Below are 16841 nucleotides of genomic sequence, written 5' to 3' on the forward strand. Positions count from 1 at the left end.
CTGTGAAAAATCCGTGTCTTCCGTGAAATCTGTGCGAGACTCTTTGTAGCGAAGCTACCTTTTTCCCTCTCGGCAGGTACGTTTCTTATAGCTCGTACCTACCTTATAAAGAGGAAAAAGATTACAGCAGAAACAGAAGATATAACAGTGTTATTTTTTACACAAGTAAGGAAAGGTAAAGAGTAGAAAGTGTAAAGAAAAAGAGATTTAAAAAGAATTAAAAACGGTTGTTTTTAACCTTAAACTTGTTAAAACTGTGTTAATTATTGCTTCAGTGTAGAGAATGTAAAAAATCTTTACTAATTTTGCGCCCAAAATAAATCACTAACAATGTCTTTTTACAAAACAAGAATGAAAAATATCACTAAAATTCTATTAGCTATAGCATTTTTCTTAATCTCTTTTGAGGGGATAGAAGCACAAGTGCAGTCTTGTAATTCTATGCCTGAGCCTGTTGCTTATACAAGAGTGGGTACGCCTACTGAAAAAAGAGTAGAAGAAACCGCTGTTGTTAGAGGTATTACAGTAACTCGCATATTAGAAACGAGAGGCTGGTCTATTGATAAGATTATGTATTCTAATCAGGAAACTATTCCTGGAGATACGCAAAGTGACGAAACCTATTGTGGTAAATCTCGTAAGAATACTTTTGGTGACAAGAAATATCCTTTTATGGACTCTAATAAGGTAAGCAAAATTACCTATAAGTTTAGTAAGCCCGTAATAGATGTTGAAGTTTTTTTAGCAGCCTTTGGTTATAGTGGAACACGTAAGTCTGGTGGATGGCAATCTTATCCTCATATAGATGTGGTTAAAATAACAACTAATAAAGGAACGGCAACTTTACACGCACGTTCTACTTGTGGTGAGAATAATTTACTTACTGTCTCTGGTAATGAAATATCATCTATAGACCATAAGACTACCGATGCTAAAATAGGGATTACTTCTACAGAGCCTTTTACAGAGCTTGTGTTACAAGTTATAGAAAAACAACGACAAACAGGTGGTTATGGTTTCTTCGTGGAAATTTGTTTAGCATCTATTATTGCAGATGCAAGTTGTGATACAATGCCTAACGCTCAGTTTGGAAGAGAACAAAATGCAACCGCCACTATGGGAGGAGTAAAGGTAACGCGTTCTTATACAGGCAAGGGTAACTTCTCGAATGCAGGAGAGCCTAGAAGTTCTATTTATTGCCAAAGTAGCTATAGTGGCGATTTACCTTGGGTACTTAATAGTAACAACAATATTAAAACACTTACTTATACTTTTGAAGAGCCTGTAACAGAAGCTGAACTTTGGTTTGTAGGAATGGGAGGCGGAAATGGTATTAGCGCTTATGATAGAGCAAAAGTTAGTGTAGATTGTGGTGATATTACTCTCAGAGAGGCTTTTAGATGTAATGGAAACGATGTAAATGTAACTAATCCAAGTGCTAACAGTCGTCTTATTTCGGTAAAGAACCCTACAAAGGTAACAGATATAGCTTATAAAGTAACTTCTAGTAAACCTTTTACAAAAATAACCATAGAGGACAGTAGTGATGCACAAGCGGCAGGCTATTTAGTAGAGATGTGTCCTACTTCGGTAAAAAAAGCAAATATTATTACAGTAAATACAGCTCTCACAGAGCAAACAGTATGTGATAATACAGGAAATGCTCCTTCTTATCTTGCTAAAGCTACCATTACTCCAGCCTATGCAGGAGGAACGCTTAACTATGAATTACAAGCTAAAAAGAAAGGTAGCACTACTTGGGAAACAATTACAACTAACAATAGTGTGACTAATGACCTTACCTATCAGCCTAGTGTTTTAAAAGCATTAGCTTACAATGAGGCTACAGTAAGGATAAAATATACTTATAGTAATAGTGCAAAATTCTGTGGTGCCCTCACTAAATATTCTAATGAGGTAAAACTGAATGTAAACGCTAGTACTACTATCACAACTCAACCAGCAACTTCAGTAGCTTACTGTAAAGATGCTACACCTACGGCTCTTAGTGTAACAGCTACTGGGCAAGGAACGCTTAGTTATCAATGGTATTCTAATACAACTAATAACAATACGGGAGGATCTCTTATTACGGGAGCTAATGTAGCTACCTATACACCTCCTACTACAACTGCGGGTAGCACTTACTACTACGTAGCAGTTACGGGTACTTGTGGTACAGTAACCAGTACAGTAGCAAGAGTACAAGTACTTACCGCTTCGGATATCATTACTATTAATACTCCTAATTACAATAATATTAACGGTATTTGTAATACAAATAGTACTATAAGTGCTCAGGCTACTATTGCTCCCGATTATAGTAATAAAATTAAAAATTTGGGAGGAGGTAATTTCTTTGCTTACCAATTAGAATATCGTAAAACACCTACCTCTCCTTGGGAAAACTATTACGATCAAGTATATAGCAATAATGCAAATGCTCGGATACGTACTTTCTCTATAAATCCTAATAATACTCCAAGTGGTGCTACTTTTAGGGTAAGATATACAGCTGATATAGTAGGTTTATGTGATAACCTTACGGTATACTCTAATGAGTTCACTTACACTAAACAAGCGGTTACTACTATCACTACTCAGCCAGTAACTCCTACAACTCCTATTTGTAAGGATGCTACAGCTACAGCTCTCAATGTAGTAGCAACGGGTGAAGGCACTCTTGCTTATCAATGGTATTCTAATACAACCAATAACAATACGGGAGGCTCTCTTATTACGGGAGCTAACGTAGCTACCTATACACCTCCTACTACAGCTACGGGCACTACTTATTACTATGCGGTAGTAACTGGTTCTTGTGGCGTAGCTACAAGTACCGTAGCTAAGGTGGATGTACTTACTGTAGCTTTACCTACCCTTATTACCGGTAGTAAAACTCTTTGTCCAACAGCAACTAGTAATGTTGTGTCGTTTGCTAATTATGTAACTGCCCCTACGGATACTACCTTGCTTTGGTACACTGCCCCTACAGCTACTGTTTCAAGCACTACGGCACCTGTTATCAATACTCACGTAACCACTCGCACTACCCAAACGGCTTATGTACGCGCTCTTAGCACTGCGGGCTGTACTAGCGGTATCGTAACCGTTACCTTAATAGTAGACGATACTACTGCTCCTACTTTCACAGCACCTACTCCTTTAAATATAGTGTGCAACTCAACTACGGCTACTACGGCTATCAGCAATTGGCTCGGCACAGCTACCGCCACCGATACTTGTGGTGCGATAGCAACTATTACAAATAACTATAATACTCCTGCTGACCTTTGTACAGTACCAGGCGGTATTATTACAGTTACTTTTGTAGCCAAAGACACTTTTGGTAACACAAAAACAGGTACTTCTACTATTCATTTAGGAGTAACTCCTTTAGTAGTGAAAGACGATACCTTTAACATTCCTGACGGATTAACAACTCAAACCACAATCAGTGTACTTGACAACGATAGTTTAGGAGGTACTAAACCAACAGCTGGAACTGGTGGCACGGTAACTATTACCAATGTAGTGCCTGCTACTCCTATCAACGGTGGTAACGTTCCTGTCTTGAATCCTGAAAACGGTGTGGTAACTATCCCTGCCAATACACCTGCAGGTACTTATACCATTACTTATAAAGAGTGCGAAGCGCTTAATCCAAATAGTAACTGTCAAACAGCTACTGCCGTAATTAAGGTGGGTACACCGACCATTACAGTAGTACCTGACCCAATGACCGTAACACCAAGCACCACCACTCAAACTATCCCAAGTATCTTAAATAACGATAAGATAGGTGGTACAGTAACACCTACGGCTGGCCCTGGTGGTAATGTAACTATGACGGTTACTAACCCAAGTAATCCTGGCAACAAACCTACTCTCGACCCTAATACCGGCGAGGTAACCATTCCAGGTAATACTCCAGCAGGTACTTATACCATTACTTACAGCTATTGTGAGGTCTTGAACCCTACTAACTGTACCGGTACGCAAACCTTGGTGGTAACAGTAGGTGCTGCAACTCTTACTGTACAAGACGATACCTTTAACATTCCTGACGGATTAACAACTCAAACCACAATCAGTGTACTTGACAACGATAGTTTAGGAGGTACTAAACCAACAGCTGGAACTGGTGGCACGGTAACTATTACCAATGTAGTGCCTGCTACTCCTATCAACGGTGGTAACGTTCCTGTCTTGAATCCTGAAAACGGTGTGGTAACTATCCCTGCCAATACACCTGCAGGTACTTATACCATTACTTATAAAGAGTGCGAAGCGCTTAATCCAAATAGTAACTGTCAAACAGCTACTGCCGTAATTAAGGTGGGTACACCGACCATTACAGTAGTACCTGACCCAATGACCGTAACACCAAGCACCACCACTCAAACTATCCCAAGTATCTTAAATAACGATAAGATAGGTGGTACAGTAACACCAACGGCTGGCCCTGGTGGTAATGTAACTATGACGGTTACTAACCCAAGTAATCCTGGCAACAAACCTACTCTCGACCCTAATACCGGCGAGGTAACCATTCCAGGTAATACTCCAGCAGGTAACTATACGATTACCTACAGTTATTGCGAAGTGTTGAACCCTACTAACTGTACCGGTACGCAAACCTTGGTGGTAACAGTAGGTGCTGCAACTCTTACTGTACAAGACGATACCTTTAACATTCCTGACGGATTAACAACTCAAACCACAATCAGTGTACTTGACAACGATAGTTTAGGAGGTACTAAACCAACAGCTGGAACTGGTGGCACGGTAACTATTACCAATGTAGTGCCTGCTACTCCTATCAACGGTGGTAACGTTCCTGTCTTGAATCCTGAAAACGGTGTGGTAACTATCCCTGCCAATACACCTGCAGGTACTTATACCATTACTTATAAAGAGTGCGAAGCGCTTAATCCAAATAGTAACTGTCAAACAGCTACTGCCGTAATTAAGGTGGGTACACCGACCATTACAGTAGTACCTGACCCAATGACCGTAACACCAAGCACCACCACTCAAACTATCCCAAGTATCTTAAATAACGATAAGATAGGTGGTACAGTAACACCAACGGCTGGCCCTGGTGGTAATGTAACTATGACGGTTACTAACCCAAGTAATCCTGGCAACAAACCTACTCTCGACCCTAATACCGGCGAGGTAACCATTCCAGGTAATACTCCAGCAGGTAACTATACGATTACCTACAGTTATTGCGAAGTGTTGAACCCTACTAACTGTACCGGTACGCAAACCTTGGTAGTAACAGTAGGCGCTGCAACTCTTACTGTACAAGACGATACCTTTAACATTCCTGACGGATTAACAACTCAAACCACAATCAGTGTACTTGACAACGATAGTTTAGGAGGTACTAAACCAACAGCTGGAACTGGTGGCACGGTAACTATTACCAATGTAGTGCCTGCTACTCCTATCAACGGTGGTAACGTTCCTGTCTTGAATCCTGAAAACGGTGTGGTAACTATCCCTGCCAATACACCTGCAGGTACTTATACCATTACTTATAAAGAGTGCGAAGCGCTTAATCCAAATAGTAACTGTCAAACAGCTACTGCCGTAATTAAGGTGGGTACACCGACCATTACAGTAGTACCTGACCCAATGACCGTAACACCAAGCACCACCACTCAAACTATCCCAAGTATCTTAAACAACGATAAGATAGGCGGTACAGTAACACCAACGGCTGGCCCTGGTGGTAATGTAACCATGACGGTTACTAACCCAAGTAATCCTGGCAACAAACCTACTCTCGACCCTAATACCGGCGAGGTAACCATTCCAGGTAATACTCCAGCAGGTAACTATACGATTACCTACAGTTATTGCGAAGTGTTGAACCCTACTAACTGTACCGGTACGCAAACCTTGGTAGTAACAGTAGGCGCTGCAACTCTTACTGTACAAGACGATACCTTTAACATTCCTGACGGATTAACAACTCAAACCACAATCAGTGTACTTGACAACGATAGTTTAGGAGGTACTAAACCAACAGCTGGAACTGGTGGCACGGTAACTATTACCAATGTAGTGCCTGCTACTCCTATCAACGGTGGTAACGTTCCTGTCTTGAATCCTGAAAACGGTGTGGTAACTATCCCTGCCAATACACCTGCAGGTACTTATACCATTACTTATAAAGAGTGCGAAGCGCTTAATCCAAATAGTAACTGTCAAACAGCTACTGCCGTAATTAAGGTGGGTACACCGACCATTACAGTAGTACCTGACCCAATGACCGTAACACCAAGCACCACCACTCAAACTATCCCAAGTATCTTAAATAACGATAAGATAGGTGGTACAGTAACACCAACGGCTGGCCCTGGTGGTAATGTAACTATGACGGTTACTAACCCAAGTAATCCTGGCAACAAACCTACTCTCGACCCTAATACCGGCGAGGTAACCATTCCAGGTAATACTCCAGCAGGTACTTATACCATTACTTACAGCTATTGTGAGGTCTTGAACCCTACTAACTGTACCGGTACGCAAACCTTGGTGGTAACAGTAGGTGCTGCAACTCTTACTGTACAAGACGATACCTTTAACATTCCTGACGGATTAACAACTCAAACCACAATCAGTGTACTTGACAACGATAGTTTAGGAGGTACTAAACCAACAGCTGGAAATGGTGGCACGGTAACGATTACCAATGTAGTGCCTGCTACTCCTATCAACGGTGGTAACGTTCCTGTCTTGAATCCTGAAAACGGTGTGGTAACTATCCCTGCCAATACACCTGCAGGTACTTATACCATTACTTATAAAGAGTGCGAAGCGCTTAATCCAAATAGTAACTGTCAAACAGCTACTGCCGTAATTAAGGTGGGTACACCGACCATTACAGTAGTACCTGACCCAATGACCGTAACACCAAGCACCACCACTCAAACTATCCCAAGTATCTTAAACAACGATAAGATAGGCGGTACAGTAACACCAACGGCTGGCCCTGGTGGTAATGTAACTATGACGGTTACTAACCCAAGTAATCCTGGCAACAAACCTACTCTCGACCCTAATACCGGCGAGGTAACCATTCCAGGTAATACTCCAGCAGGTACTTATACCATTACTTACAGCTATTGTGAGGTCTTGAACCCTACTAACTGTACCGGTACGCAAACCTTGGTAGTAACAGTAGTGGGAACAGCAACACCTACACCTACTCCGGTAGCGGTAGACGATAGGGTTTCTACAGCGTTGAATACTCCTGTAAATATTGCCGTGTTAGCGAACGATACCCTCAACGGAGCAACTACTCCTAATGTAGTAACTCAACCTGCAAACGGTACAGTAGTTGTAAATGCCGATAATACGGTAGAATACAGACCTCACACAGGCTTTGTAGGAACCGATACTTTTGTGTATGAAATCTGTAACTCGGCAGGCTGTAGCAGTGCTACTGTAACGGTTGATATAGTGAACAAGCTCATACCTTACAACGGTATGTCAGTAAATGGCGATGGTAAAAACGACCACTTCCATATTGGTGGTATAGAAAACTATCCGAACAATGTGGTACGTATCTACAACCGTTGGGGCGTGAAAGTATTTGAGGTAAGTGGCTACGACAACGTAACCCGCGTGTTTAGAGGTATCTCCGACGGTCGTGTGACAGTAGAAGCTGCCGATAAACTCCCACAAGGTACTTACTATTATGTGATTGAATACTACGATCAGAATAATAATAAACAATCTGAAGTAGGCTGGTTATATATCAAAAAATAGTACTTTTATAATAAACTAAAAAGGGCTGTCCAGAAACTCTCTGGCAGCTCTTTTTGTTTTTAAGCCTATTTCCTCATTTTCTTTACCCCTATCTCTTCAAACTTCTACCTCTTTTCTTCCTCTGTTCGTATGGTACGCACCGTCTTACCGCCACCACAATTCCCCTTTAAAGAAAGTCCATATTCGTCATTCGTCACTGGTCATTCGTCATTTCTTCTCTTTTCCGTCATATTCCCCCTAGTGCCTATGGCCTAAGGCCTAGTGCCTTTTCCCTTTCTTTCGCCTCGAAACCCCGTTTTTAACATTTTTAGCACCGTTGTATTATATTATAAATCAACTATTTATACACCCTTTCTATACCAATCGTCCAAGATTCGTATAAGCTTCCTATAAGCTCTCTATAAGCTAACCCCACCCTTCTCATAGCCTTTTTTCACCAAAATTCCTCTCAGCTCTCTTTCGTTCTCCTCCGCTATATTTCGAACTCCTCAACCCTCCACATTTGCTAATTTGCTAATTTTCTCATTTCCTAATTTGCTAATCTTTTCCCTGCCCGTGTGGCTCACACTTCTTATTGCTAATTAAAAAATGTTTCGTACCTTTGTCGCCATAAAAGTATATAACCAATGAAAAAAACATTATTATTAGCCATAGGTCTTACACTTATCTTTCTTTCTTGTAAAAAAGACAACAATGATGAAACCACCCCCGGCGGTGCTTTCCCTAAAACAATAATAGAGGAAACTATTGGTAGTATAGGCACTGTTAAAACCACTGAAACCTATACGTTAAGTGGTAATAAAATTACTGCTTTTGAAAGAAAAGTAGTCGATAACGGTACCCCCACTACTGATGAAGTCTATACCATCACTTATAACGGTGAGTTGATAACTGCTATCAGTATTAAAAGCAATTCTCAAAGCAACAGAAACTATACCTATACCTATACTTATTAGAAAAGCTAATCGCTGATGTTTATAGATTACCTCCTTTCGGCAGTGCTTATGCTTATCACCTTTGCGATAGGCAGTTCGTTGCGCTTCTCCGATTTCGAAAACATATTCAAAAAATCAAAGCCCTTGTACTTAGGGCTTTTCTTGCAGATGGTCTTCTTGCCTATCTGTGCTTTTATCATTGCCGAGTTTTCTAATTTACCCCCTGCCGAAAAAGTAGGGCTCATCATCGTATCAATATGTCCTGGGGGTACTACCTCCAATTTCATTAGTTATCTCATCAAAGCCGATACCGCTTTGGCAGTAGCTCTTACTGCAATCAATAGCTTGCTCATACTGTTTACCATTCCGGTGCTGTCTAATTGGGCAGCAGCTGTTTTTATGGGGGGTCATACCGAAGTGTCGCTCCCTATATTTAATATGGTCTGGGAAGTAGCCAAAATCATTATAATACCAGCTTTATTGGGCTTACTCTTCAACCGGTTTTTCCCTAATGTATCTCTTAAGATCCGTTTTCCTTTAAAAGTAACTAATACCATATTGTTGGGAATTGTATTCTTTATCAAGTTTTTCGGTGATGAACAATCAGGAGGAAGTGGTATTTCAGTAGATGAAATAATCCGACTCTTGCCTGCTACGCTCCTAATGCACCTCAGCGCGATGACACTTAGTTATTTTATAGCTCTGAAATCTTTTAAATTACCGGGCGTTCAAGCAACGACTATCAGTATAGAAGTAGGTCTACAAAACACTGCTTTGGCGATATTGGTAGCAGGCACCCTTATGGGCAATACCGATATGACCAAACCTGCCCTTGTGTATGCCATATTTTCCTTTTTCACCACTTTTATCTTTGCCCTTATTACCATCAGAATTAGAAGATAACAACAATTAATAATTGACAATTAACAAATAACAAAGCGCGATGTTTACTATTTAAACATCGCGCTTTTTTATCTTTTACCTTTTACCTTTTACCTGATTAAATCTTGCTCGCCAACAAATAAATCACTGCCATTCGTATGGCTACCCCATTTTCTACTTGTTGTAAGATAATCGATTGGGAGCTATCAGCTACTTCGCTGGTAATTTCTACCCCTCGGTTGATAGGTCCTGGGTGCATAATCACTATTTCTTTGTCAAGGCTATCCAACAGCTCTTTGGTGAGTCCGTATTGTTGTACATATTCGCGAGTAGAAGGAAAATAACTGATGTCGAGTCGCTCATTTTGGATACGCAACATATTAGCCACATCACACCAGTTCAAAGCCTTGCGCAAATTGCTTTCTACCTTCACGTTCAATTTATGAATGTATTTAGGAATAAGCGTTTGAGGCGCACATAGCATCACTTCAGCTCCTTGTTTGTGGAGTGCAAAGATGTTCGAAAGTGCCACGCGCGAGTGTAGTATGTCTCCCACTATCACTACTTTTTTACCTGCTACATCTCCTAAACGTTCGCGTATAGAATATGAGTCTAAAAGTGCTTGTGTAGGGTGTTCGTGAGCTCCATCGCCAGCGTTTACAATTGAGGCTTTCACGTGTTGTGAGAGGAAGACTCCCGCACCAGGGTTCGGGTGACGCATCACTACCATATCCACTTTCATCGAGAGAATATTGTTCACGGTATCTACTAAGGTTTCCCCTTTGGCTACCGATGATTGAGAAGCCGAAAAGTTAATCACATCGGCAGAAAGACGTTTTTCTGCCAATTCAAAGGAAAGACGAGTGCGCGTACTATTCTCGAAGAAGAGATTGGCAATAGTAATATCGCGCAACGAAGGCACTTTTTTAATAGGACGGTTAATAACCTCCTTGAAGTGGTCTGCTGTTTCAAATATCAACTGTATATCCTTTTCGGTGATATACTTAATGCCCAACAGGTGATTAACGCTCAATGCACTCATTTCTTTTTCTTTTTAAGTGGTTGTGCAAAAGTACAAAATAATTGCAAACTACGAGTTACGATTGAAGATTTTTTTAGCTGTTAGCCGTCAGCAGTCAAAATAGAAATTAACTAATTGTCTACTCGGATAATCCCAAATCCTCCATTGCCATTTCCTCGTCGTCGTGAGTATCTTCTGTCTTTTTAGCAACTATTTTCTCCATTCTGCGGTCATTGAGATGATATTTTGCAAATAGAGCGTCTAAATCATCTAAAAAAGATTTAGTAATCGCCACCTTTAGATTACCATTTTCCATATTTAGGTGAATATTTTCATTGTGATGGTGCACAACAAAGTAAATAGACTGTTTCCCTTTGTGCTTTTGTAGTAAATCTTTGTATTTTGCAATCAAATCTTGGTTAATCTCCTCTATATTCACGTGTAAAGTAAGTTTTTTAGAGAGGGTTTCCATCACATCTTGCAACTGCATCATCTGTAGAAACTGTATCCGAGGTTCACCTCTTTGGTTGGTTTCCCTATTGAGAAATCCTTCTACCACCTTAAATTTGATATACAAAAACGCCCCTGGTACCATATATTTCTGATAGTTCAAATAATCATCTCCAAAGAGTTTAAACTCGTAAGAGCCGTCGTAATCCTCAAGAGTAAAAAAGCCGTAACCTTTTCCGTTCTTAGCCGTACGATGTTGCAGGTCAGCTACCATACCCGCTACAGTGAGTTCACGGTTAATAAAAGGTTGTAAGTCTTGCAATTCCGATAGACTGATATTGCAAAAGTTTTGTAACTCGTGCTTAAAATCGTCGAGCGGGTGCCCTGAGATATAGATACCTACCACCTCCTTCTCACGGCGCAACTGCTCGAGGTTACCCCACGTTTCACATTTAGGCACAGCAGGTTCAGGAATATCTACTTCACTCTCACCACCAAACAGACTCATTTGGGCAGAGTTCTTACTCTCTTGGTATTTAGTACCAAAACGAATGGCTTTTTCGAGGAATGGAATACCATCGGCTTCGGCGTGGAAGTACTGAGCACGGTGTACATTGGTGAACGAGTCAAAACCTCCTGCCAAAGCGATACTTTCAAAGGCTTTTTTGTTGATACTCTTATAATCTACGCGTTTTGCCAAATCGAAAATAGAGGTATAAGGACGCTCTTGGCGTTGTTCTACAATCGTATCGACGGCTGCTTTTCCTACCCCTTTTACAGCCCCCATACCGAAGCGTATATCGCCGTTTTTATTTACGGTAAATTTGTACAACGATTCATTTACATCAGGAGGTAATACTTTGACCCCCATTCGGTGGCACTCTTCGAGGAAGAAAGTAATCGTTTTGATGTCGTTCATATTGTTAGAGAGTACCGCTGCCATATACTCGGCAGGGTAATTGGCTTTTAGGTAGGCAGTTTGGTAACCCACCCACGCATAGCAGGTAGAGTGCGATTTGTTGAATGCATAAGCGGCAAATTTCTCCCAGTCTGCCCATATCTTTTCGAGTTTTTGGGCATCGTGACCTTTTTCGGAGGCTTGGGTAATAAACTTAGGCTTCATCTTGGCTAGCACAGCTATTTGTTTCTTACCCATCGCCTTACGCAACACGTCGGCTTCACCTTTGGTAAAGCCTGCCAACTTCTGCGATAGCAACATCACCTGTTCTTGATAAACGGTAATCCCATAAGTCTCTTTGAGGTATTCCTCCATATCGGGGAGGTCGTACTCAATAGACTCAATGCCGTGTTTCCGCTTGATAAAGCTCGGTATATATTCCAATGGCCCTGGACGGTAAAGGGCATTCATCGCTATCAGGTCGGCAAAGACGGTAGGTTTAAGCTCTCGCATATACTTCTGCATACCGGTAGACTCGTATTGGAAAATCCCTACCGTTTCACCGCGTTGGAAGAGTTCGTAAGTCTTTTTATCGTCAAGTGGAAAAGCCTCTGCATCCAGCTCTATATTATGAGTTTGTTTGATATTTTCAATAGTATCTTTGATAAGGGTAAGGGTACTGAGCCCCAAGAAGTCCATTTTCAGCAATCCTGCGCTCTCTACTACCGAGTTATCGAACTGAGTCACAAACAAGTCTGAATCTTTGGCTAAAGCTACTGGCACAAAGTTGGTGATATCATCGGGGGTAATAATCACCCCACAAGCGTGGATACCAGTGTTGCGCACCGAACCTTCAATAATATTTGCCTGCTGAATGGTTTGAGTACTCTCCTCCTCCCCTTCTCCTGCTAAAAGACGTTTCAGTTCGTCTACTTTTGGCAGTTCTTCACTACGCACTTTTTCTTTGAGGGTTTTATCGTCCCAACCGAACATCTTTCCTAAAGACGACACTCCATTAGGCACCAATCCTGCTAATCTATTTGACTCTTGAAGAGGCACATCTAATACACGAGCCGTATCTTTGATAGCCGATTTAGCAGCCATTTTTCCATAGGTGATAATCCGTGCGACCTGACTCTCGCCATACTTATCAATCACATAGTTGATGACATCTTGGCGCCCAGAGTCCTCGAAGTCGATATCGATATCGGGCATTGACACACGGTCGGGGTTAAGGAAACGCTCAAAGAGCAGGTCGTACTTAATTGGGTCCATATTGGTTATATCCAAACAAAACGCCACTGCCGAGCCCGCAGCCGAACCTCGTCCAGGACCTACCGATACGTTCATACGTCGCGCTGCGGCAATAAAATCTTGTACTATCAAAAAGTAACCTGGGTAACCCGTTTTTTCAATAATAGAAAGCTCGAAATCCAAACGCTCCCTCACCTCATCGGTAATTTCGGGGTATTTGCGTTTAGCCCCTTCATAAGTAAGATGACGCAAATAGTTGTTTTCTCCTTTCTTGCCCGTAGGGTCTTCTTCCACCTGAAATTCTTCGGGGATATCAAACTTAGGCAAGAGAATATCACGCGCCAAGCCATAAGGTTCTACCTTGTCGATAATTTCTTGAATATTGAGAATCGCCTCAGGAATATCCTTGAAGAGCGCCTTCATTTCGGCTGAGGTTTTGAAATAATACTCATTGTTAGGCATCCCAAAACGATAGCCACGACCGCGCCCGATAGGTGTTTTCTGTTTTTCGCCGTCTTTCACACACAACAGAATATCGTGGGCATTGGCATCTTTTTTATGTAGATAGAAAGTATTGTTAGTAGCAATGAGTTTCACCCCATATTTCTTAGAAAACTCTACAAGGGTTTCGTTTACGCGGTTTTCATCTTCTTGGTTGTGGCGCATCACCTCTAAATAGAAATCCTCGCCGAACTGCTCTTTCCACCACAAGAGCGCCTCTTCAGCCTGCTTTGTACCGATATTCAGTATTTTTGATGGCACTTCGCCATTCATACCCCCTGAGAGTACTATTAGGTCGCTTTTGTACTGCTCTACAATCACTTTGTCGATACGAGGTACATAGTAAAAGCCTTTGGTAGAAGCAATAGAAGCCATTTTGGTAAGATTGTGATAACCTTGTTTGTTTTTAGCTAAAATCACCACTTGGTAGCCGTTGTCTTGTCGGCTTCTATCTAAGTGATTTTCGCAGATATTGAACTCACAACCTATAATAGGCTTGATAAGCGTTTCGGTAGGAGTTTCGCCCTTTTCTTCTGCCTCCTTGTTCTTAGCTTCTGCCTCTTTGTTATGAGCTTGTACAGCTTGTACAAAGTGGAAGGCAGCCATCATATTGCCACTATCGGTAAGTGCCACGGCAGGCATCTTTTCTTTAGCAGTAATTTTTACGAGGTCTTTTATAGACGTAGTAGATTGTAATATAGAGTGTTGTGTATGGTTGTGCAGGTGGGCGAATACCGCATTTTCTAACAGTGAAGCATCGACGTGAGGTTCGGTAGTTTGTACAGTGCTACTGCTTTTTCGCAAGGCATCAGAAGCCTCTTTGAGGTTCACGTGTGTAAGTCCGATAAGCCCTATAGGTGAGGTGTGATGCCCTTGAAATTCTTTGATATAGTCGCTACTGAAAGTACCTTCTTGGAAGCCTTCACCACGACGTATCAATTCAAAGAAACAGCGTGTAGTTGCTTCCACGTCGGCAGTGGCATTGTGCGCCTCGGCAAATGGTACACCAAAGAGGAAAGAGTGCAACTCGGTGAGGGTAGGCAACTTATAACGACCTCCTTTTCCACCAGCTATCTGGCATAGATTGGCAGTTGCCTCAGTACAAGTGTCGATTACAGGCATCTGCGTAAGCGGACTCTCCACCCCATAGCGGTAAAACTCAGCCCCCATAATATTGATATCGAAGCCTATATTTTGTCCCACCACGTATTGCGCTTTGCTGAGTGCCTCGTTGAAAGCTTTGAACACCTCAGCGATAGGCAGGCCTTGTGCTTCTGCTAATTGGGTAGAAATACCGTGTACTTTTTCAGCATCATAAGGCACGTCGAAGCCATCGGGCTTTATCAAAAAGTCCTGATGCTCAATGAGTGCGCCCCACTCATCGTGCAATTGCCAAGCAATCTGCACGGCGCGAGGCCAGTTGTCACTATCAGTAAGGGGGGCATCCCAACGGCGGGGTAAACCCGTGGTTTCAGTATCGAATATTAAGTACATTTTTTAGGTAAAGCCAGCGTTAGCTGGATATGTGTGTAAGAGTTTTTTTGAGATTTAAAGTGAGAGGGCAAAGATACAAAACAATTCACAATTAGCAATTAACCATTGATAATTTTAACACGACGTTATTTCCACCATCAAGTGCAATTTTTTAAGTTGCCTTTTGATAGAATAAGTCTTTTGGTTTTTTAAAGTTTAATACTTTTTTTAGTCTCAGATTTACCTTAACTTCACTCCTCTCTATTTTTTTGTTCATTTATCGTATAAGACTTGTATAAGCTAACCGTAATATCCAAATCCACCAATCTACTAATAATTTATCTGTGTGTATTACATCGTTTTTCCTTCGCTCAAACCCTTTTTCACTCTCCACTATTAACTCTTAACTTTTACCTTAAAAAATCCTCTTTGGCACGGTTGTTGTACTATTTATAATCGTAAAAACAAACTTATATTTTTAATTTTTTATACTATGAAAAAGTTTTTAACATTTGTATTTTTAGCATTTTTTGGTGTAATGGCTTATGCCCAAGACGCTGAGATTTCTTTTAAATCTGAAGAAATTGATTACGGTAACATCAAACAAGGTGCAGACGGTGTGCGTGTGTTCGAGTTTACTAACACTGGTAAAGCACCCCTCGTAATTACTAACGTAGCTTCTTCTTGCGGTTGTACCGTTCCTTCTTGGACAAACCAACCCGTAGCACCAGGAGCTAAAGGGAAAATTGAAGTAAAATACGATACTAATCGTGTTGGACCTATCAGCAAGACTATTACTGTTACCTCCAATGCCAAATCAAGTCCTGTAAAAGGCTTACGTATCAGAGGAAATGTTCAATAATCCATAACTATTTATATTTTAATTTACTCCTTAGTCGCCTACGATTCTTTCCTTTGCAGGCGACTTTTTTGGTGTTAAACTTTTGTAAAAATGCAAATGGTAAGCATATTTTCCTTATCTTTGCACCCTATAAGAAAACTAAATAATTTAACAGATATGAAATTACACACACTCACTTTGTTCGCTGGGCTATTTGTAGCTCAAGTGTCATTCGCTCAAGTAGACGAAATGGGAACTATGACCGACACCACTACTCCGGTAGTTGCTCCCGCCCCTGTTGAAGCTACTCAAGCTCAGTCTCAAGCTGAACTTAAAGCTCAAAAAGAGCAGTTAAAGGCTCAACAAAAATTACAAAAAGAGCAGGAAAAGGCTGTGAAAGCTGAGCAAAAAGCGGCTAAGGAGCAAGAAAAAGCTGCTAAAGAACAACAAAAAGCTGCTGCTCGTGCTCAAAAGAATCAAGAACGCTTGTCCAAAGCTAACTCTGAGGTTTCTAAAATAGAGGCTAAAATTACCAAAGCTAAAACTGATTTAGCTAAGGAACAAAACAAGTATAATTTAAAGAAAGCCAAAGGAGCTCTGTCTCCTCAAGACGATGCTAAGTTCAAAGGAAGAATCCTCAACAAAGAGCAAAAGATTAACAGCTTGAATCTCGACCTTATCAAGGCTAAAGAAAAAGTAAACAAATACCAAATGGCAACTTAGTCATTGTTTTATTTTTTAAAATTACACAAGAAAACCGAGTTACTTTCGTAACTCGGTTTTTATATTTCCTGATAT

7 protein-coding genes are annotated in these 16841 nt (G+C 41.1%); 5 read left to right on the top strand and 2 right to left on the bottom strand.

Going from position 1 to position 16841, the window contains the following annotated elements:
• The first annotated feature begins 351 nt into the window (after positions 1-351).
• The 3 genes from COCH_RS01850 (at position 352) to COCH_RS01860 (ending at position 9626) form a co-directional block, all read left to right on the top strand.
• A complete protein-coding gene (locus COCH_RS01850) occupies positions 352-7788 on the top strand; it encodes a T9SS type B sorting domain-containing protein (protein WP_015781690.1) in 7437 nt (2478 codons plus the stop codon).
• Between the two features lie 626 nt (positions 7789-8414).
• The gene (locus tag COCH_RS01855; protein ID WP_015781691.1) at positions 8415-8744 is read left to right on the top strand and encodes a hypothetical protein; all 330 of its coding nucleotides are present in this window, start codon (positions 8415-8417) and stop codon (positions 8742-8744) included.
• A 15-nt stretch (positions 8745-8759) separates the two neighbouring features.
• Entirely contained in the window at positions 8760-9626 is an 867-nt protein-coding gene (locus COCH_RS01860) for a bile acid:sodium symporter family protein (RefSeq protein ID WP_015781692.1), read from the top strand.
• Between the two features lie 97 nt (positions 9627-9723).
• Here COCH_RS01860 and COCH_RS01865 read toward each other — a convergent pair whose 3' ends face one another.
• Together COCH_RS01865 and dnaE are read right to left on the bottom strand one after the other, a co-directional pair.
• Positions 9724-10647, bottom strand: coding sequence for an aspartate carbamoyltransferase catalytic subunit (locus COCH_RS01865; RefSeq protein WP_015781693.1), 924 nt, complete (start codon positions 10645-10647; stop codon positions 9724-9726).
• A gap of 118 nt (positions 10648-10765) precedes the next feature.
• Positions 10766-15223 carry a DNA polymerase III subunit alpha gene (dnaE, locus tag COCH_RS01870; RefSeq protein WP_015781694.1) on the bottom strand — a complete coding sequence of 1486 codons (4458 nt, stop codon included), beginning with the start codon at positions 15221-15223 and terminating at the stop codon, positions 10766-10768.
• A gap of 472 nt (positions 15224-15695) precedes the next feature.
• Between dnaE and COCH_RS01875 the strand changes: the two genes are divergently transcribed.
• Both COCH_RS01875 and COCH_RS01880 read left to right on the top strand, forming a co-directional pair.
• Positions 15696-16064 carry a DUF1573 domain-containing protein gene (locus COCH_RS01875; protein ID WP_002673576.1) on the top strand — a complete coding sequence of 123 codons (369 nt, stop codon included), beginning with the start codon at positions 15696-15698 and terminating at the stop codon, positions 16062-16064.
• 90 nt (positions 16065-16154) lie between these two features.
• Positions 16155-16766: a hypothetical protein gene (locus COCH_RS01880; RefSeq protein ID WP_015781695.1), complete on the top strand. Its 612-nt coding sequence runs from the start codon at positions 16155-16157 to the stop codon at positions 16764-16766.
• Positions 16767-16841 lie beyond the last annotated feature (75 nt).

This window comes from Capnocytophaga ochracea DSM 7271 (genome assembly GCF_000023285.1).
Lineage (GTDB): Bacteria > Bacteroidota > Bacteroidia > Flavobacteriales > Flavobacteriaceae > Capnocytophaga > Capnocytophaga ochracea.